13 protein-coding genes are annotated in these 19,689 nt (G+C 47.5%); 8 read left to right on the top strand and 5 right to left on the bottom strand.

Features of this window, described 5'->3' with window-relative positions; translation table 11 throughout:
* Positions 1 to 528: 528 nt before the first annotated feature.
* The 4 genes from AAAT87_RS08005 to AAAT87_RS08020 form a co-directional block, all read right to left on the bottom strand.
* Positions 529 to 1,989 carry a sensor histidine kinase gene (locus tag AAAT87_RS08005; protein ID WP_349226142.1) on the bottom strand — a complete coding sequence of 487 codons (1,461 nt, stop codon included), beginning with the start codon at positions 1,987 to 1,989 and terminating at the stop codon, positions 529 to 531.
* 59 nt (positions 1,990 to 2,048) lie between these two features.
* A complete protein-coding gene (gene phoB / locus AAAT87_RS08010; RefSeq protein ID WP_295024953.1) occupies positions 2,049 to 2,744 on the bottom strand; it encodes a two-component system response regulator PhoB in 696 nt (231 codons plus the stop codon).
* Between the two features lie 278 nt (positions 2,745 to 3,022).
* Positions 3,023 to 4,234, bottom strand: a complete 1,212-nt coding sequence (locus tag AAAT87_RS08015; protein WP_349226143.1) for an NADP-dependent isocitrate dehydrogenase — start codon at positions 4,232 to 4,234, stop codon at positions 3,023 to 3,025.
* A 205-nt stretch (positions 4,235 to 4,439) separates the two neighbouring features.
* On the bottom strand, positions 4,440 to 5,300 hold the full coding sequence (locus tag AAAT87_RS08020; RefSeq protein WP_349226144.1) for an OmpA/MotB family protein: 861 nt from the start codon (positions 5,298 to 5,300) through the stop codon (positions 4,440 to 4,442).
* A gap of 342 nt (positions 5,301 to 5,642) precedes the next feature.
* On the opposite strand from AAAT87_RS08020, the gene purL reads away from it, so the two are divergent.
* The 8 genes from purL (at position 5,643) to AAAT87_RS08060 (ending at position 18,208) form a co-directional block, all read left to right on the top strand.
* Positions 5,643 to 9,374, top strand: coding sequence for a phosphoribosylformylglycinamidine synthase (purL, locus tag AAAT87_RS08025; protein ID WP_349226145.1), 3,732 nt, complete (start codon positions 5,643 to 5,645; stop codon positions 9,372 to 9,374).
* 27 nt (positions 9,375 to 9,401) lie between these two features.
* Positions 9,402 to 9,953, top strand: coding sequence for a chromate transporter (locus AAAT87_RS08030; protein WP_296972740.1), 552 nt, complete (start codon positions 9,402 to 9,404; stop codon positions 9,951 to 9,953).
* A gap of 3 nt (positions 9,954 to 9,956) precedes the next feature.
* Positions 9,957 to 10,529 (top strand): chromate transporter, encoded by a 573-nt coding sequence (locus AAAT87_RS08035; protein ID WP_298531937.1) that lies wholly within the window; start codon positions 9,957 to 9,959, stop codon positions 10,527 to 10,529.
* 31 nt (positions 10,530 to 10,560) lie between these two features.
* Positions 10,561 to 11,271, top strand: a complete 711-nt coding sequence (locus AAAT87_RS08040) for a porin family protein (protein ID WP_349226146.1) — start codon at positions 10,561 to 10,563, stop codon at positions 11,269 to 11,271.
* 17 nt (positions 11,272 to 11,288) lie between these two features.
* Entirely contained in the window at positions 11,289 to 13,037 is a 1,749-nt protein-coding gene (locus tag AAAT87_RS08045; RefSeq protein WP_349226147.1) for a S41 family peptidase, read from the top strand.
* A gap of 1,055 nt (positions 13,038 to 14,092) precedes the next feature.
* Positions 14,093 to 15,268, top strand: a complete 1,176-nt coding sequence (locus tag AAAT87_RS08050; protein ID WP_349226148.1) for an ATP-binding protein — start codon at positions 14,093 to 14,095, stop codon at positions 15,266 to 15,268.
* Positions 15,269 to 15,279: 11 nt separating this feature from the next.
* Positions 15,280 to 15,525: a PD-(D/E)XK nuclease domain-containing protein gene (locus AAAT87_RS08055; RefSeq protein WP_349226162.1), complete on the top strand. Its 246-nt coding sequence runs from the start codon at positions 15,280 to 15,282 to the stop codon at positions 15,523 to 15,525.
* Between the two features lie 241 nt (positions 15,526 to 15,766).
* Positions 15,767 to 18,208 carry an alpha-L-arabinofuranosidase C-terminal domain-containing protein gene (locus tag AAAT87_RS08060; RefSeq protein ID WP_349226149.1) on the top strand — a complete coding sequence of 814 codons (2,442 nt, stop codon included), beginning with the start codon at positions 15,767 to 15,769 and terminating at the stop codon, positions 18,206 to 18,208.
* 163 nt (positions 18,209 to 18,371) lie between these two features.
* Here the strand turns inward: AAAT87_RS08060 and AAAT87_RS08065 are convergent, their stop codons facing one another.
* Positions 18,372 to 19,676: a solute carrier family 23 protein gene (locus tag AAAT87_RS08065; RefSeq protein ID WP_153127810.1), complete on the bottom strand. Its 1,305-nt coding sequence runs from the start codon at positions 19,674 to 19,676 to the stop codon at positions 18,372 to 18,374.
* Positions 19,677 to 19,689 lie beyond the last annotated feature (13 nt).

Below are 19,689 nucleotides of genomic sequence, written 5' to 3' on the forward strand. Positions count from 1 at the left end.
GCATGTGTTAAGCCTGTAGCTAGCGTTCATCCTGAGCCAGGATCAAACTCTCCATTGTAAAATATCATTTTTACTTCTTGCCTCATTGCTGAAGCAGTCGGTGTTTGTTGTCTGTACTTAGGACGAATATCCTTTTCGTTTATTGAAGCTTAGTAAACCTGACTTGTCAATTACTTGACGGTTCGTTTCTTTTACCCAGTCAACTTTCTTATTTCTAAGAAGTCAACCGCTTCTTGTACTACTTGTCTGTTTATGTAAAATCTTTCAAAGAACTCTTTCTTTAGTTGCTAAGAGAAAGTGTATTTCTCAAAAGCGAGTGCAAAAGTACTAACTATTTTTCATTCCACCAAATGTTTTGAGGAAAAAGTTTCAAAAAACGCCATTTTTTAACAGTTATAAACACTTAAATAAACTATCAGATACTCAGCACCTTATAATATACATGCGCACACTGGGGCGCGCATACATACGCATATATGCGCACGCTCTCGCGCGCGCATATTATATATTGTATTCAAATATTTTTGCTTATTTTTTAAGGGTAAACTCAAACTTGAGACCGCCTTCCGGCAAATTACTTACCCGAATAGTACCTCCATGCAGGAGAACGGCATTCTTTACAATGGCAAGCCCGAGGCCAGTACCACCCATTTTGCGGCTACGCCCCTTATCCACCCGATAAAAGCGCTCAAACAAACGGGCCAGATGCTCCGGTGATACTCCCTGACCATTATCCCGGAAAATGAAATGCCATTTATTTCCCTGTTCCTTCGCCTCCAAGGTCATCTTGCGCCCCTCTCCAGCATAAGCAATGGCATTATCTGTAAGATTGCGGAAAATACTATATATCAGACTTCGGTTTCCCTTCACCACGATATGTTCCGGCATCCGATTATCAAAAGTCATTTTCCTTTCCTGTCGAGCCAACGCTGTCTCACGGGTAATATCAGTCACCAACCGGGTAATATCTACCGCTTCAAAATCTATCATATCAGAACCATCATCCAAACGGTTAAGCGTAGAGATGTCGTGAAGCAAGGAGGTCAACCGCTCACTTTGGGCAAAGCAGCGTTGCAGGAATTGCGCCTTGGTCGCCTCATTGATATGCGGGTTATCCAGAATCGTCTCCAGATATCCCCGAATACTAGCCACAGGAGTTTTCAACTCATGAGCGATATTCTGAGTAAGTTGTCTTTTCAGGATATCCTGTTCTTTTCGGGTAGTCTGCACGCGCTTATACATCTTGATGATTCTTTCAGCAATTTCTCCCAATTCATCCCCCGGGAAGCTTGCCAAATCTTCTACCTCCAGGCTTTCATTATGATCTGCCTTATAGGCAAATATACGGAGTTTGGAAATATTACTACCCAGACGACTGGTGAAACGATAGAGCACAAGCGTAAGAATGATGACGGCAACAAGAGCAAACCAGATATAATGCTGATCAGCCTGAAGCGACTTTGCCAAATCATCGTTATATGGCAACGCCGTACGCACAACTAGCTGACTTTTAGGAAAATAGGATGCCACATAGAAATAATCGTGCTTGAGGGTAGAAGACTGGCGTTCTACACTGGTTCCCATTCCATACTGAAGTGCCTCCGCAATCTCCGCTCTTTTTGCATGATTGGAAAACTTGCGAAAATCCTTACCCATATTATCATAGATAACCTTACCATCAGGCTTGATAAGAGTCACTCTCAAGTCTTTACTTTCGTGTTCCTGAACAAAATCCTCAAGTTTAGCCTCAGCTACCCTGACACTATCCACCAGATTCACCGTATCCGACAATAGAATACCATTTGAAGAAGATAGAGCGAGATCCTCCACCAACAATTCGTTATAGGTGGCAAGTTTCAAGGTAAGGGTACTAATCTTATACTGCTTCTCTCGTGTTTGCTGAAACACGATAAAGCTGACAGCGAACACTAGGAACACCGCCAGCACACTAAAGTACAATTTTCTACCTACAGTATTTGTTTTAAGCATTGAACTTTAAAAACTGAACATTAAACTTCACAATTATCTGTAAATCAAAGTCAAACCAATCAGGCATCGAAATAATATCCGAAACCGAGACGAGTCACGATGCACTTTGCAAATCGTCCAACCTTTTTACGCATACGGGTAATGTTCACATCCACGGTACGATCGAGTACCATTACATCCTTAGGCCACACCCTGTCAATCAATTCCTGACGGGAGAAGACTCTGCCCTTTTCTTCCAACAAGAGATGGAGCAATTCAAACTCAGTCTTGGTAAAAGGAACAGTTTCGCCATCAATGCTAACCGTTTTCTTATCAAGATCCAGCACCAGCCCCTGATAGCCAATCACCTTAGGTTCATCAGCACTACCATTCTGTTCTGCGGTACGGCGCAATACGGCACGAATGCGTACCATCACCTCACGGATGGAGAATGGCTTGGAAATATAATCATCAGCACCCAGGTTGAATCCCGTCAACGTATCATTCTCCGTATCCCGAGCGGTAAGGAAAATGATTGGCACATGGGCAGTCATCGGGTTCTCCTTCAACTTCTTAGCCAGTTGGAATCCACTCATACCTCCCATCATCACATCCAGCAACAACAGATCATAGGATGCAATATCCATTTCCAAAGCCTCTTCGGCAGAATTGGCTGTATCCACATGATATCCTTCTATCTGGATATTGAAACTCAAGATTTCACACAAATCCTGTTCATCATCAACAACAAGAATTCTTTTATCCGCCTTTTCCATAATCTATTTTTATAAATTCGAAATTATGGTGCAAAAATACATTTTTTATCTCGTAATAAGCGTTACATTAGATTACAATTTTGTAACAACAACGAGTTTTTTGCAAAAAAATGACAAAGCCCAGCATAATGTTACACTTTTTAACTCAGTGTAATTATATTGGCTACACCATATAACTAAACAAATCGCTTTTCTAATAAATAAAACCCTGCAATACTTCTATATAAACGAGAAGTACTGCAGGGCTTTGTTTTTATCTTTCTGAAGAAGAGAGAGGACTATGCCAATCTCTTCTCCAGGCGCTCACGGATAGCAGCGATGAAGCCGGCTGAGTTGACAGGCTTAGCCTCAACACCTTCCATCAGGTTGACGAGATCCTTGGTAGCGATACCATCATTCAAGGTATCGAAGCAAGCAGCCTCCAGCTGGTCGCCGAAGTTCTGGAGATCCTGAAGTCCATCCATCTCACCACGCTTTCTCAAGGCACCACTCCATGCAAAGATGGTTGCCATTGGGTTGGTAGAGGTATCCTCGCCCTTCAGATAGCGATAGTAGTGACGGGTAACGGTACCATGCGCAGCTTCATACTCATACTTACCTTCTGGAGAAACCAATACAGAAGTCATCATTGCCAGAGAACCGAAAGCGGTACTGAGCATATCGCTCATCACATCACCATCATAGTTCTTGCAGGCCCAGATGAATCCACCCTTGCTACGGATTACACGAGCCACAGCATCATCTATCAGTGTATAGAAGTATTCTATGCCGAGTTCAGCAAACTTCTCCTTGTAGTCACTCTCGTAAACCTCTTCGAAAATCTTGCGGAACTGCGCATCGTAAGTCTTTGAGATGGTATCCTTGGTAGCAAACCAGAGATCCTGCTTGGTATCGATGGCAAACTTGAAGCAGCTGTGAGCAAAGCTGCGGATACTCTTGTCGGTATTGTGCATACCCTGGATAACGCCTGCACCATCGAAGTTGTGGATTTCCACCTCCTGCTTCTTTCCGCTTTTACCCTCGAACACGAGTTTGGCTACTCCCGGTTCATCGGCACGGATTTCCACACTCTTATATACATCTCCGTATGCATGACGGGCGATGGTGATAGGCTTCTCCCAATTCTTCACACAAGGATGGATGCTTGGGATGATGATAGGTGCACGGAACACAGTACCATCCATAATACTACGGATAGTACCATTAGGGCTCTTCCACATCTTATGAAGCTTATACTCATCCATGCGCTGTGCATTAGGAGTGATGGTAGCACACTTTACTGCTACACCATATTTCTTGGCAGCCTCAGCAGAGTCGATGGTCACCTGGTCGCTGGTCTGGTCACGATAAGGCAGACCCAGATCATAATACTCAGTTTTCAAATCTACAAAAGGAAGAATCAGTTCATCCTTGATCATCTTCCAGAGAATTCTTGTCATCTCATCACCATCCATCTCTACCAATGGAGTTGTCATCTTAATCTTTTCCATAACAATTCATGTATAATTAATAATTTGCCTGCAAAATTACGAAAAAGATTCGACAAAAGAAAGAGAATTAAGATATTTTCTGTCAAAATGACAATAAAACGCGCTTTTTTCCAAGCCATATTCTATAATTTATGCATATTTATACTAAAAAAGGCACCAATGAGCATAAACCCATTGGTGCCTTCTTGTATATTTTCTATTCAGATTACTTCTGAGAATCCTCTGGAGCCTTGTCGATCAAGTCCATAAACTGGTCGAGCTTAGGAGTGATGATGATCTGTGTACGACGGTTACGCATCTTGCCCACCTCAGTATCATTGGTAGTTACAGGATTGTACTCACCACGACCACCAGCAGTCATACGCTTAGGACTAACACCGAAGTTGTCCTGGAGATACTGAACTACTGAAGAAGCACGGAGAGCAGAGAGGTCCCAGTTGTTGCGGATGTTCTTCATCTTGGCACTGGTAGTGCTTACAGGCACGTTATCGGTGTTACCCTCGATGAGTACATCGTAATCCTTGTAGTCCTGGATGATCTTTGCAATCTTGCTCAAAGTTTCCTTGGCACGGCTGTTTACCTCGTAGCTACCGCTCTGATAGAGCATGTTGTCAGCCAGAGAGATGTAAACCACACCCTTCATCACCTGAACGTCAACCTCCTTCATCTCCTCTCGGCTGAGAGAACGGGTCAGGTTGTTGGTAAGAACCATGTTGAGCGAATCGCTCTTGCTCTTCACCTCTACCAGGTGACGGATATACTGGTTGCTCTCATTAATCTGGTCAACGAGCTTCTCAATGCTGATGTTGTTCTGATTGGCATTGGTCAGACTCTTGTCCAGCGAGTTCTGCAACTTGGCATAATCCTTCTTGGTACTGCTCAACTGCTCCTGCGCAGCAGCAAGGCTAGCCTCAGCAGCAGCCAACTTCTCCTTGGTTGCCTGATAATTGGCAGTCAATTCTCTATTTTCAGCTTGACAATTCTGGAGATCCTTCTTACTAGCACAGCTAGTAGCCATCAGGGCTACAGCCATCATTGCCATTACAAAAATTTTAGTCTGTTTCATATTTGCTTTCGATTTTTAAATTTTCTGTTATTGTTTTTTAATCACTATGTTATTATATAGACGGCAGTTACGCCCTCCATATAAAACGCTTTATACGTCTCTTTCTGGATGCAAAGTTACTGATAAGACTCCAATAAACCTTATTTGTCTAATCCATTTATAAAATTTTAACCACTAAATCACTATTTATCACCTTTTTAACTAAAAAAAGAAAATAAATGCGTATTCTTTGCGGAGAAATCAGATTTTTGTATTACCTTTGCAGTCGGAAAGCAAAAGCATATTATGTAGGCTTTTGTCAAGGTAGAATTAATACATTAACAATATAAAAAGAGAAATAGTATGATTCTTTTTTTCAGAACTCCATCTAAGAGTGTGATTGCGACCGAGATTGACCACAAACCATCTCAGGACGAAATCAATGAACTTTGTTGGCTTTATGGTGACGCAACTTTAGAGGACGCCCAGCAGTTGCAGGGCTTCTATGTTGGCCCACGCCGTGAAATGATTACTCCTTGGAGTACGAATGCCGTTGAGATAACTCAGAACATGAGTCTTGACGGCATTTCGCGTATCGAGGAGTACTTCCCTGTGGATAGCGAGGACGCTGAGCACGACCCTATGCTCCAGCGTATGTACAACGGTATCGGACAGGATGTGTTCACCGTGAACCACGAGCCAGAACCTATCAAGTACGTCGATGACCTCGAAAAGTACAACGAGGAAGAGGGTCTGGCCCTCAGCGAGGACGAAATGGCTTATCTCCACAAGCTGGAGAAAGAAAACGGACGTCCTCTCACCGACAGCGAAATCTTCGGTTTCGCACAGATTAACTCAGAGCACTGCCGCCACAAGATCTTCGGCGGCCAGTTTATCATCGACGGCAAGGAGATGGAGTCTTCTCTTTTCAGCATGATCAAGAAGACCACCAACGAGAACCCTAACAAGATTCTCTCTGCCTATAAGGATAATGTGGCTTTCTCTCAGGGTCCTGTTATCGAGCAGTTTGCTCCAGCCGATCAGACTACCAGCGATTTCTTCCAGGTGAAGGATATCGAGAGTGTCATCTCGCTGAAGGCTGAGACCCACAACTTCCCTACTACCGTAGAGCCTTTCAATGGTGCTGCTACCGGTACAGGTGGTGAGATCCGCGACCGTATGGGTGGTGGTGTAGGTTCATGGCCTATCGCAGGTACTGCCTGCTACATGACTGCTTATCCTCGCTTGAAGGATGACAACGGCAAGAGCGATGCTGAGCGCGACTGGGAAGACATCATGCCAGTGCGTAAGTGGCTCTATCAGACTCCAGAGCAGATTCTGATCAAGGCTTCCAACGGTGCATCAGACTTCGGTAACAAGTTCGGTCAGCCTCTCATCACCGGTTCTGTGCTTACTTTCGAGCACGAGGAAAACGGCGAGAAATATGCATACGATAAGGTAATCATGCTTGCTGGTGGTGTAGGCTACGGCAAGAAGCGTGACTATAAGAAGGGTGAGCCACAGAAGGGCAACAAGGTTGTCGTAGTAGGTGGTGATAACTATCGCATCGGTCTTGGTGGTGGTTCTGTTTCTTCTGTAGATACAGGCCGTTACAGCAACGGTATCGAGTTGAACGCTATCCAGCGTGCCAACCCTGAGATGCAGAAGCGTGCCTACAACCTGGTTCGTGCACTCGTTGAGAACGATGAGAACCCAGTAGTCAGCATCCACGACCACGGTTCTGCCGGTCACTTGAACTGTCTCTCAGAGTTGGTAGAAGAGTGCGGTGGCGAAATCGATATGTCTAAGTTGCCTATCGGCGACAAGACTTTGAGCGCCAAGGAAATCATCGCTAACGAGAGTCAGGAGCGTATGGGCTTGCTCATCGACGAGAAGTATATCAGCGAGGTTCAGAAGATTGCCGACCGTGAGCGTGCTCCAATGTACGTGGTTGGTGAGACTACTGGCGATGCTCACTTCAGCTTCAAGCAGGCTGATGGTGTGAAGCCATTCGACCTCGATGTAGCCCAGATGTTCGGTCATACTCCTAAGACTGTGATGGTAGATGAGACCGTAGAGCGTAAATATGAAGATGTAACTTATTCTGCAGACGACCTCGACGAGTACTTGCAGCGTGTTCTCCAGATGGAGGCTGTGGCTTGTAAGGATTGGTTGACCAACAAGGTTGACCGTTCCGTAACAGGTAAGATTGCCCGTCAGCAGGGACAGGGTCAGATTCAGTTGCCACTTTCTGACTGTGGTGTCGTAGCACTCGACTATCGTGGCGAGAAGGGTATCGTAACAGCAATGGGTCATGCTCCTCAGGCTGGTCTTGCCGATCCTAAGGCAGGTTCTGTACTCTCTGTAGCAGAGTCATTGACCAATATTATCTGGGCTCCATTGGCAGATGGCATGGACAGCATCAGCCTTTCAGCTAACTGGATGTGGCCTTGCCGCAGCCAGAAGGGTGAGGATGCCCGTCTGTATGAGGGTGTGAAGGCATTGTCAGACTTCTGCTGCGCCATCCACGTAAACGTACCAACAGGTAAGGACTCTCTCTCATTGACCCAGCAGTATCCTAACGGCGAGAAGATCATCGCTCCTGGTACCGTTATCGTCAGTGCCGGCGGTGAGGTTTCAGATATCAAGAAGGTGGTTAGCCCAGTTCTCGTTAACGACAAGAACTCTAGCCTCTACCACATCGACTTCAGCTTCGACGAGCAGCGTCTCGGTGGTTCAGCCTTCGCACAGAGCCTGGGCAAGGTGGGCAGCGATGTTCCTACCGTGAAGAACCCAGAGTACTTCGTTGACTGCTTCAATGCCGTACAGGAGCTCATCAACCGCGGTTGGGTAATGGCTGGTCACGATATCAGCGCCGGCGGTTTGATTACAACTCTCCTCGAGATGACATTCGCCAACGTAGAGGGTGGTATGAAGATCAACCTCCACGACATCGCAGATGCCGACATCATCAAGACACTCTTCGCCGAGAACCCAGGTGTTGTCATCCAGGTAAGCGATGCTCACAAGGATGAGTTGAAGGCATTCTTCGATGAGAACGGTATCGGTTATGCCAAGATTGGTTATCCAGCTCCAGAGCTCCGCAAGATTATCATCAAGAAGGAAGGCTTCGAGCACGAGTTCGATATCGATGCATTGCGCGACGACTGGTATAAGACATCTTACCTCCTCGACCGCAAGCAGAGTATGAATGGTATGGCTAAGAAGCGCTACACCAACTATAAGAAGCAGCCTATCGAGATGAACTTCGGCTACGGCTTCAAGGGCACACTCTCTAGCTATGGTCTCGATGCCAACCGCCGCAAGCCATCTGGCATCAAGGCAGCCATCATCCGTGAGAAGGGTACCAATGGTGAGCGTGAGATGGCTTACTCAATGTATCTCGCTGGCTTCGACGTGAAGGACGTGATGATGACCGACTTGATTTCTGGTCGTGAGACTCTGGAAGATGTGAACTTTATCGTATTCTGCGGTGGTTTCTCTAACTCCGACGTTCTCGGTTCTGCCAAGGGTTGGGCTGGTGCATTCCTCTACAATCCTAAGGCTAAGGAGGCACTCGATAAGTTCTATGCCCGTGAGGATACCCTTTCACTCGGTATCTGCAACGGTTGCCAGCTGATGGTTGAGTTGAACCTCATCAATCCTGAGCACAAGCATCGTTCACACCTCTGCCACAACACATCCAAGAAGTTCGAGAGTACATTCCTCGGTCTGACCATTCCTCAGAACGACAGTGTGATGTTCGGTAGCCTGAGCGGTGACAAGCTCGGTATCTGGGTAGCTCACGGCGAGGGCCGTTTCTACTTGCCAGAGCCAGAGGATCACTACAACATCATTGCGAAATACAACTACGCTGAGTATCCAGGTAATCCTAATGGCAGTGACTACAATGTAGCAGGTATCTGCTCTGCAGATGGTCGCCACTTGGCTATGATGCCACACTTGGAGCGTGCCATCTTCCCATGGCAGAATGCCTGGTATCCAGCTGATCGTCGCAACGATGAGGTAACTCCTTGGATTGAGGCATTTGTCAATGCACGTCAGTGGATTGAAGAAAGAGCTTTGAAAAAGTAAAAAGGTAAAAAAGTAAAAAGGTAAAAAATGAATAATAGCGTAAGTTATCTTACATTATTCAAAACATTTATGAAGATTGGCATAGTCACCTTTGGGGGTGGCTATGCCATGATTCCTATTATAGAATCCGAAGTCGTTGACAAGCATCATTGGATGACGAAGGAGGAATTTCTGGATGCCATCGCTACCACCCAGGTTTGTCCGGGAGCCTTGGCTATCAACATGAGTTCCCTGCTCGGATATAAGTTGGCAAAAACACCGGGAGCCATCGTCTGCACCTTCGGCGCTTCGTTGCCATCGTTTCTTATTATCCTGGCGATAGCCATGTTTTTCCATCAGTTTGAAGACAACAAGGTGGTGGCAGCCCTGTTTGCCGGCATCCGTCCTGCCGTCGTGGCATTGATAGCCGTACCTACGCTCTCGCTAGCCAAGAGTGCCAGGATTTCGCTCGTCAACTGCTGGATTCCTATTCTCTCCGCCCTCCTGATTTGGCTTTTGGGCGTCAACCCAATCTGGGTGATTATCGCAGCTGCCGTAGGTGGCTACATCTATGGTCAATTCATTCAACCAACAGAATAATATATGATATTTCTTCAGCTTTTCATCGTATTCCTTCAGATAGGCATCTTCGGATTCGGAGGTGGCTATTCCATGATATCCCTGATTCAGGGACAAGTTGTTACGCAGTATCATTGGATGACGATGAAGGAGTTTACCGATGTGGTTGCTATTTCTCAGATGACACCGGGACCTATCGGTATCAACACCGCTACCTATTGTGGCTATACAGCTGTCCATAATGCCGGTATGAGTGGCATGATGGCTGTACTCGGAAGTGCCATGGCAACCTTTGCTTTGGTTCTCCCATCCTTGGTTTTGATGATTCTTATCAGCAAGATGCTGTACAAGTATATGAAGACCTCAGCCGTCCAGAGCATCTTCATCGGTCTTCGCCCAGCCATTGTCGGTCTGGTAGGTGCCGCAGCCTTACTCCTGATGAATGGTGAGAACTTCTCTACGCCAGCCAATCCCTGGCATTTCTATATCTCCATCGCCCTCTTCTTTGCCACCTTTATCGGCGTGAAGGTGATGAAGATCAATCCCATCCGCATGATACTCTATTCTGCGTTTGCCGGATTGCTTCTTCTCTATTAAGACTTTTTTCACCCCAAACTACCCCATTTTTATGAGAAAGGTATATTTATCCATAGCCCTTGGCTTCTGCTGCCAAGGCATTCTGGCACAGCAGAACTCCTACCGCTGGAAGGTGGAGGCAGAAGCTGGTGTCAGTTGCAGTGTGCTTGATACGGATGTGTCGGGCTTGTCGGAGACTTATTATAAGGTGCGACCGGGTTTCACGGCTGCCATCGGTGCCGAATACAATATCGTAGATCAGCTGGCGGTAGGAGCGGGCATCCGCTTCGTTCAGCGCGACTACCTGTACCAGAACCTCGGCGGCGACTCCTGGAACACCCGATACAACAACAACTTCATCAGCATCCCACTCCATGTGGGCTACTATCTCCTCCATAATCCTTACCACGAGAAGGGATGGTGGATCAAGCCGCAGGTAGGCATCTATTACGAGTACTTCACCTCCATGCATACCAAGGGTATGTATCCGATGAACATCATGGAGGGGTACAAGGGCGATGGTTCCTACATCCGCTATAACACCACCTACGATTTCAGGAAGAATGAGAACCATCTCCGCCGCAGTCTCTTTGGCGGCGAAGCTGGCATCAAGGTTGGTTATTCCTTCGGAAGATTAGATGGCTCTATTGGGTATAACTTCCAATACGGTTTCTCGCATATCTACCAGGATAAGGCCCGTACCAGCAAGACAGCCCGCCGCAACTCCAGTCTCATCACTGCCTCGGCTGCCTATAAGTTCTAAAAAATTCATTTTAAAATATGAGAATCCCTTTATATATAAAAGGTGGAATGCGATGCCTCTTCGCCTTCCTCCTGGCGACAACCACCACGGGGATGTCGCTTACCAGTTGTGTGGCAGACAATGATGCCAACGAGAAATCGATTTCCGATTATTCCGATACCGATGTCAAGTCGTATGGCGACCTGTTCCAGGTTTTCTGGAGCGTGATGAACCAGCGCTACTGCACCCTCAACGAGCAGTCTGCCGTATCTTCGCAGACCTGGGACCAGGTGTACAAGGAATACAAACCCAAGTTTGATGCCCTGAAGACCTTCCAGCATACCTCCGCTTTCACCCAGCAGGAGATTCTGGAAGACAACGCCAAGGCAAAGCAGTATTTCCAGGAAATCATCGACAAGATCATCGACCAGCATTTCTATGTCAAGATTACCCTGCCCGTCTCCCACTCTTCTACGGAAACGGTGAGATTCAACAGCACGCTCCGCAACAAGACCGAGTATTTCCCACTGAATGCTCACTGGAACCATACCCGCGACCAGCTCAACCTGGATGGTACAGCCTTCGGCGAGATTACCTCAGATGGTTTCTGCATCATGGGCGGTTACCTGAAGGAGCAGCCGGGCACCTATTACCTCGGCTTCAACAAGTTTGCCCTCTACGAAAACTGTTTCCACGAGTATCAGAAGTCCTATCTTCCTGACAATGCCGCCAGCACCTATCATCTGGATGCTTCCAAGATAACAGACAAGGCGAAGGAACTGATTACAGATGCAGGAAAGCGAGAGAAGGCTGAGCAGCAGGCAGCGCAGTTGCTTGCCGATATGGATAGCTATCTGGCTTCAGATGATGTTGCCCAAGCCTGCGAGAAGATGGCGGCCTACAGCAACCAGGGAGATTATTCCGGTCTCTATGCTCTCGCCAGCGAGGCTTACGAGGTGGCACCGGGACTCCTCAAACTGTTGTCTATTACTGCTGATGCAAGCGGCATGGGCGAACAGATCCGACAGAAGCTGCAGGGCGATGCCCGTTATCAGCAGATGCTTTCAGCCTCCGGTTTTGCCAACTGGTATTGTCAGGCACTTGCCGATTACCTCTGGCATGAGCGGGAACTCTATGCTTACTGGAGCGACCTGAAGTTTACCTACAATCATCTCTGCGTAGAAGGTTACCGCCGCCTGTTCCTGGAGCCTCTGGCTAAGGGCGAGATCAAGAAGCTGATTCTCGACTTCCGTGGCAACGGAGGCGGAAGCGTGATAGACACCCGTCTGCTTACCGACTATCTCATCACCCAATCTGCCGTCTATGCCTACGTGCGCAAAAAAGAGGACAATAATCCATACAGTTATACGCCTTGGATTCCGCAGAAGATTACGGTAACGCCGAAGAGCCTGGGCAGAAACATCCCTACCGCCATCCTGCTCGACAACTACAGCGCCAGCATGTCGGAGGTGACAACCCTCATCCTGAAGAGTCAGGGCGACCACGTGAAGACGATAGGCAGAAACAGTTACGGAGCGCAGGCGATGCTCACTTCCGACAACGAAGCCAGCAATGGCGGTTGGATAGGAAATGTAACGAGCTATCTCTACTTCTACATGCCGTTCTCGCTTACCAAGGATGCACAGGGCAACCTGCTGGAAAGTGTGGGAATCACCCCCGATTATCTGCTCGACGAGATGACCGGAGAGGAAAAGGAGAAGCTCTACCAGAACGATGCTTCGGCTGTGGATAGAGGCCTGAAGAAGGCGATGGAAGTTCTGAAATAGCCCCCCAGATAGTACTGACGGATAGTAAAGACGCTTCCAGCGCTTATTGCCTCACTACGGCATTATATTGCCCTTTACCAGGGCAATATCTTGCCATTGCCAGGCACAAAACGATACGTCGGGAGAGAAAATCCCCACTCTCTTTTTTACTCTTCACTCTTCACCAAATCGCCTGACCCTCCGATAAACACTGGGGTTCCGAGAGGTGAAGAGTTGGCTCAACTCTTCACCACTCTTCACCCACTCTTCACCTGGATATTTTTTCATCGGATTACGCTGAATTAACAGAGCATTCTTGCTCCACGGATTACGCACGGATTCCGTCAGGCGTCTGTCTTCCGTGAGGCGTCCCAGCGGATTTGCAACCGTCAGGCGTCCCAGCGGATTTGCAATCCGCTGTAAAAAAATGTTCGACCTATGAAACCGGGGGATTTGCAATCCCCCCTCAATCTATAAACAGCTAGCGAAAAAATCTGGGGTGAAGAGTGGTGAAGAGTCGAGCGCACTCTTCACCCTACCAAAGCAACTCATACACAAACACTTACGCCACTCCGGTGAAGAGTGAAGAGTGTTTTTGAAATTGGCGGATAATCGTTACAAGTTACAGCGGATTACAAATTCGCTGGGACGCCTCACGGAAGATAGGAAGATTTAAAATAAATATCCGCCCACCAGCTGATTTCCACTTGCACAACAGGTGTTGGGCGAGCGCATATCAGCTGTTATGCAAGCGCACAACAGCTGTTGTGCGGCTGGAGGAATAGGCTTTTCCGGCTTATACTATTAGTTCTTCTGGCAACAAGTAAAGGTTACTCCGAAGACTTTATACGATAAAACGATGCAGCAACGATAATACTTACAAGGCACAGCGATAGTACAGTTCAGTCTTGCAGTTTCGACGGATTTGCAATCCGTCGTATAAAAAGGTTCGACTTATCAAACCTGGGGATTTGCAATCCCCCCTGTCGGAAACGATTTACATCTTTTTAATTGCCAAAACTTGCACGATTCAAAAAAATGCCGTATCTTTGCGGCTAAAGAAAGGAATAGGAGAAATGATTATAGCAAACAATGAATACAGAAAGCTGCCGGTAGGCATACAATCTTTCAATGTTATCAGAGAGGAAGGATACCTCTATGTTGATAAAACTGACATGATTTGGAAATTGGCGAACCAAGGTTTTAAGTATAATTACTTGAGCCGTCCTCGCCGATTCGGAAAATCTGTGCTTATTGATACGCTCCAGGCTTACTTCGAAGGAAGAAAAGATCTCTTCGAAGGACTGAAAATCATGGAGCTGGAAAAAGATTGGAAACAGTACCCGGTAATTCGACTTGACATGAGCCGAGGGGGAGCTACTGCAAATGAAGTTAAGGCATATCTGGATCGGACTTTTGATGTTTATGAGCAATTATATGGCATCCATATTAAACCAACAGATTCACTGGGAAACCGCTTCGACCTCATCATCAAAACCGCCTATAAGCAAACAGGAGCTAATGTTGCCATTCTCATCGATGAATACGACTCTCCTCTCCAGCACTCCTGGAAAACTCCCGAGCATGAGGGTTGCACAGACGTATATAGAAGCGTTTTTGCCATTCTGAAGGCTGACGATGCCTACCAGCGTTTCGTCTTCATCACGGGCATTACCAAGTTTACGCAGATTTCTCTCTTCTCGGTTCTCAACAACCTGACCAATATCAGTTTCCTTCCAGAATATGCTGCCATCTGCGGCATCACAGAAGAAGAAATCGGACAGAACTTCAAGCCGGAACTGGAAAGAATGGCAGAAGTGAACGGCTGGACTTTGCAGCAAACCCATGATAATCTGAAGGATTACTACGACGGCTACCATTTCAGTCGCAGAAATATGGTGGACATCTACAATCCTTTCAGTCTCCTCAATGCACTTGATACACAAGACTTGAGCTGTTTCTGGGTTTCATCAGGCGCTACCTCCATGCTGCCGAAGTTTGTGGATAATATGGAGCTTCGCTTACGTAATTTCGAACATTGTCCAATCTTACGCAAGACGCTTGAGAGTTCTGATGTAATCAATGGTGGTGCCGAGCTTTTCCTCTATCAGACGGGCTACCTTACCATCAAAAGCAGCGATGAATTTGGCTACTTCCTCGGTTTCCCTAATCAGGAAGTGAAACAGGCTCTCTACGAGGTGGTGCTGCCCACGCAGAAGAGCGCTATAGACTCATCATCAGTACCATTCTGAATGCCATCGGACTGAAAGTAGAAGTAGAGCACATGCTTGCCACAGGAAGAATCGACCTCATAGCCCAGACTTCCCGCTACATCTACGTGATAGAACTGAAGCTGAGAAACAATGGCGGCAAGAAGGCTGCCATCCAGCAGATTCTAGACAACCAATACCTGGAACCTTTCAAGGCTGACAAGCGAAAGGTGATAGACCTCGGCATAGAACTGGACGAGGAAGGAAAAGGCATATTGGATTGGGGGATTACTTCATAGATTTTCCGTGCGTAATCCGATGAATAATGACACACCCTCACAGAGGATAAAAAGGTGGATTTTCAGCAGAAAATCCACCTTTTACACTATATTCTCCGTTTTGTCCACCTCTTTTCCGTGTATTTTGTGTACTTTTGCGGCTGTGTATGAATCGCAGCAGGAAGTAACTTCCAAAAGCTGCGGCTTCATGCTACCAGCAAATAACAAGCAACAAAATAAAAACAAGCCTAAAGAATAAACAATGAATAAGAAAAGACATTTTTTGCTCTCGGCTGTGCTCGCCACAACATTGGCAGCCAACGCCCAAGTAACCATCCATGTAGATGCCTCTAACCCAGGCGTCAAGGTTTCACCTAATTTATATGGTATCTTCTTCGAGGATATCAACCATGCTGCTGACGGCGGTCTCTATGCCGAACTCATCAGCAACCGCTCCTTCGAAGATGATGAAAAGAACATCCCTACCTGGAAAACTTCCGCACAGGAAGGTGCAAAGATCCAGACACAACTCATCAACAAGGGGCTGCTCAACAAGGCACAGGGCAAGGCTCTCCAGCTTACCATTGCTGCCAAACCTGCTGCCACAGCCTCTCTCATCAACGAAGGTTTCTGGGGCATCAACGCCGTTCAGGGCAGAACCTACAAGCTCTCTTTCTGGGCAAAGGGTAGCTACAAGGGCGGATTGAAGGCTCGCCTCACCAACACCAAGGGCGACAAGGTGTATGCTGAAACATCCCTCAATGCCAAGGTAGGCAAGAAGTGGACCAAATATACAGCTGAACTTACAGCCAATGCCAACGATGCGAAAGCACAGTTTGAACTCGTAGCCGACGGCAAGGGTACCATCGTTCTCGACGTGGTTAGCCTCTTCCCTCCTACTTTCAAGAATCGCGAGAACGGCTTGCGCCCTGATTTGGCTCAGCTGCTCTATAACATCCATCCTAAGTTCGTCCGCTTCCCAGGCGGTTGCTACGTAGAGGGACAGGAGTCTCCAGAGAATGCATTCCACTGGGAGAAGACCATCGGTCCTATCGAGGAGCGTCCGGGACATAAGAACGTGAACTGGCGCTACCGCACCAGCGACGGTATGGGATTCGATGAGTATCTGCAGTTGGCTGAGGATTTGAACGCCAAGCCTCTCTATGTAGTAAACGTAGGTTTGTGGCACGGCGGTATGACTCCGGTGGATAGCATCCAGCCTTGGATTGACGAGTGCATGAATGCCCTGGAGTATGCCAATGGTCCTGTTACCTCCAAGTATGGTGCCCTGCGTGCCAAGAACGGTCATCCGGAGCCATACAACATCGAGTATCTGGAGATTGGTAATGAGAACAACCAGCCAGACCCTGCCGCACAGAGCGACCACTACTACGAGCGCTTCAAGAAGTTCAAGGATGCCGTATTGGCGAAATATCCTAAGATGCACCTCATCGGCAACGTGGTGGCTTGGGGCGATGATAACCCTAAGTGGGAAAGCAACGAAAGCGTAGAGCTGCTCGACGAGCACTACTACCGCAACCCTGCCTGGTTTGCCGAGAACTTCAACAAGTATGACAACTACAACCGCAAGGGCAGCGAGATCTATGTAGGTGAATATGCCGTAACCCAGGGCTTCGGCAATATGGGTTCGCTCGATGCAGCGCTCGGTGAGGCTGTCTATATGATGGGCATCGAGAACAACTCTGATATTGTGACCATGGCATCCTACGCTCCTATCTTCGCCAACCTCAACAACCGTATGTGGGCACCGGATATGATTCAATATACATCTGATAAGGTATTCGGAACTCCATCCTACTACGTTCAGAACGTGATGGCGAACAACATCGGTACCCGTGTATTGAAGGTGAACCAGGAGAATCCATACAAATATGAGCAGACCCAGGTGAAGCCAGCCATCTGCCGTGTGGGAATGGGAACTTGGGGCACCCAGGTATCTTTCGAAGACAAGGGCTACAGCGATGAGAACGGCAAGGCGCTGCCAATGACCTTGCAGGAACTGCCTACCGACATCCATGGACAGTGGAAGACTGAGGGCAGCCTCATCAAGCAGACCAGCAACGAGGAGAGCTGCATCCGTCTGAACCCAGGCGAGATTACCAGCAACGGTTATATATATAAGGTACGTGCGAAGAAGGATGCCGGAAACGAGGGTTTCCTCATCATCTTCAACTACGTGGATAAGAACAACTACTGCTGGTTGAACCTTGGTGGCTGGAACAACACCCAGCACGGTGTGGAGTCTATCGTGAATGGTGCCAAGAGTCAGGTGGCTACCTGCCCAGGCAAGATTGAAACCGGCAAGTGGTACGATATCGAGCTGAAGGTAGTGGGCGACAGCATCTTCGCCAAGTTGGATGGCAAGGAGGTATTCGCTACCAAGTTGAAGGCAAACACCCTTCCTGGCATCTTCTCTACAGCCACACTCGATGAGCAGACTGGCGAGGTAATCCTGAAGATTGCCAACACCAGCACCGAGCACACCACAGCGAAGATCAATCTTCAGGGCAAGGAGATCAAGGATGGCAAGCTCATCCGCCTTTCTGCCAAGAACGGTCTGGAGGAGAACACCATCGACAATCCTACCAACATCTATCCTGTAGAAAACTACGTAACTACAGAGAAGAATGGTGCTACGGTAGAGATTCCTGCCAGCTCGCTGAACATCATCCGTTTGAAGTAGAAAGATTGAAATAAGAAACAAGCTACATCCAGGGCATCAGCCCTGGATATACCCAATATATTGATACATTTTTTGAATAGTTGATAAGAAAGTTAGTTAGAAAAGAAGAAGGCGGCAATCTGCGTGATGCAGGTTGCCGCCTCGTTTTTATCTATCGCTTCATTTAGCTGAAAACATAATTGAAGAGCAGGAAGATGCTCAGAATATAGAGCGTAAGATTCAGATCCTTGAACTTACCCACCATCATCTTGATGAGCACATAACTCAGGATGCCGAGACAGATGCCATCGGCGATGCTGTAGCAGAGCACCATCGTAATCATTGTGATGAAAGCAGGGAATGACTCGGAAATATCCTCCAACTCAATCTTCTTGAACGAATCAATCATCAATACACCCACCATTACCAGGGCACCACTGGTGGCTGCACTCGGAATCAGCAGGAAGATAGGAGCCAGGAAAATGCTCAGGATAAACATCAAACCCACAAAGAAAGATGTCAAGCCCGACTTACCGCCCTCGGCAACTCCCGAAGCACTCTCCACATAAGTGGTAATGGTAGAGCTGCCCAGCAAGGCTCCCGCCGTGGTACCGATGGCATCGCTCATCATCGCCTCCTTCACACCAGGAATCTCTCCCTTCTCATTCTCCTTGACACCGAGTTTGGAAACCAATCCCAGCACCGTTCCGATGGTATCGAAGATGTTGACAAGCAACAGGGAGAATACCACCATGAACATCTTTGGGGTAAAGAAGCCCGTGAAATCAAACTGGCAGAAGATTGGAGCAATGCTGTGAGGGGTAGATACCGGCATCCAGTTGTCAGAGAACTGGGTTACGCCCATCGGAATACCTATCAAGGTAGAGATGATGATGGCGATGAACAGGGAGCCCTTCACTCTTCTCGCCATCAGACAGCCGCAGAGCAGGATACTGATGAGACCCAGAATGCTGACTGGCGTAAACTTGCCGAGCTGTACGAAGGTATCCGCATTGGCGGTGATGATGCCGGCATTCTTCAAACCGATAAAGGCGATAAACATACCGATACCAGCCGAAATGGCAAAGCGGAGGTTTTTCGGAATGCACTCCAATATCTTGTCACGGATATTGAGGAAGGTGATGGCAAGGAAGATGATACCCTCTACGAGCAATACTGCCAAAGCCTGCTGCCAGGTCAAGCCCATTGCCTGACAAAGGGTGAAGGCGAAGAAGGCATTCAGTCCCATGCTGGGAGCCTGGGCGAAAGGCAGCTTTGCCATGAAAGCCAGCAGGAAGGTGGCAATGGCAGAAGCGATGGCTGTGGCAGTAAAGAGAGCCCCCTTGTCCATACCTGTGGTGGCAAGGATGGTAGGGTTTACTGCCAGGATGTAACACATGGTCAAGAAGGTAGTCATACCAGCTATCAATTCCGTCTTGACCGTAGTAGTCTTCGGGTCGAAGCCCAATAATGCTTTTAATTTATTCATTTCTTATATTGCG

Source organism: Segatella sinensis (assembly GCF_040095255.1).
Classification (GTDB): domain Bacteria; phylum Bacteroidota; class Bacteroidia; order Bacteroidales; family Bacteroidaceae; genus Prevotella; species Prevotella sinensis.

Excerpts from the sequence above, each read along its gene's own strand:
- AAAT87_RS08035 (WP_298531937.1), top strand. The coding sequence starts at position 9,957 with ATGATATTTCTTCAGCTTTTCATCGTATTCCTTCAGATAGGCATCTTC.
- AAAT87_RS08060 (WP_349226149.1), top strand. The coding sequence starts at position 15,767 with ATGAATAAGAAAAGACATTTTTTGCTCTCGGCTGTGCTCGCCACAACA.
- AAAT87_RS08020 (WP_349226144.1), bottom strand. The coding sequence starts at position 5,300 with ATGAAACAGACTAAAATTTTTGTAATGGCAATGATGGCTGTAGCCCTG.
- phoB (WP_295024953.1), bottom strand. The coding sequence starts at position 2,744 with ATGGAAAAGGCGGATAAAAGAATTCTTGTTGTTGATGATGAACAGGAT.
- AAAT87_RS08005 (WP_349226142.1), bottom strand. The coding sequence starts at position 1,989 with ATGCTTAAAACAAATACTGTAGGTAGAAAATTGTACTTTAGTGTGCTG.
- AAAT87_RS08015 (WP_349226143.1), bottom strand. The coding sequence starts at position 4,234 with ATGGAAAAGATTAAGATGACAACTCCATTGGTAGAGATGGATGGTGAT.
- AAAT87_RS08045 (WP_349226147.1), top strand. The coding sequence starts at position 11,289 with ATGAGAATCCCTTTATATATAAAAGGTGGAATGCGATGCCTCTTCGCC.
- AAAT87_RS08065 (WP_153127810.1), bottom strand. The coding sequence starts at position 19,676 with ATGAATAAATTAAAAGCATTATTGGGCTTCGACCCGAAGACTACTACG.
- AAAT87_RS08040 (WP_349226146.1), top strand. The coding sequence starts at position 10,561 with ATGAGAAAGGTATATTTATCCATAGCCCTTGGCTTCTGCTGCCAAGGC.
- purL (WP_349226145.1), top strand. The coding sequence starts at position 5,643 with ATGATTCTTTTTTTCAGAACTCCATCTAAGAGTGTGATTGCGACCGAG.
- AAAT87_RS08030 (WP_296972740.1), top strand. The coding sequence starts at position 9,402 with ATGAATAATAGCGTAAGTTATCTTACATTATTCAAAACATTTATGAAG.
- AAAT87_RS08050 (WP_349226148.1), top strand. The coding sequence starts at position 14,093 with ATGATTATAGCAAACAATGAATACAGAAAGCTGCCGGTAGGCATACAA.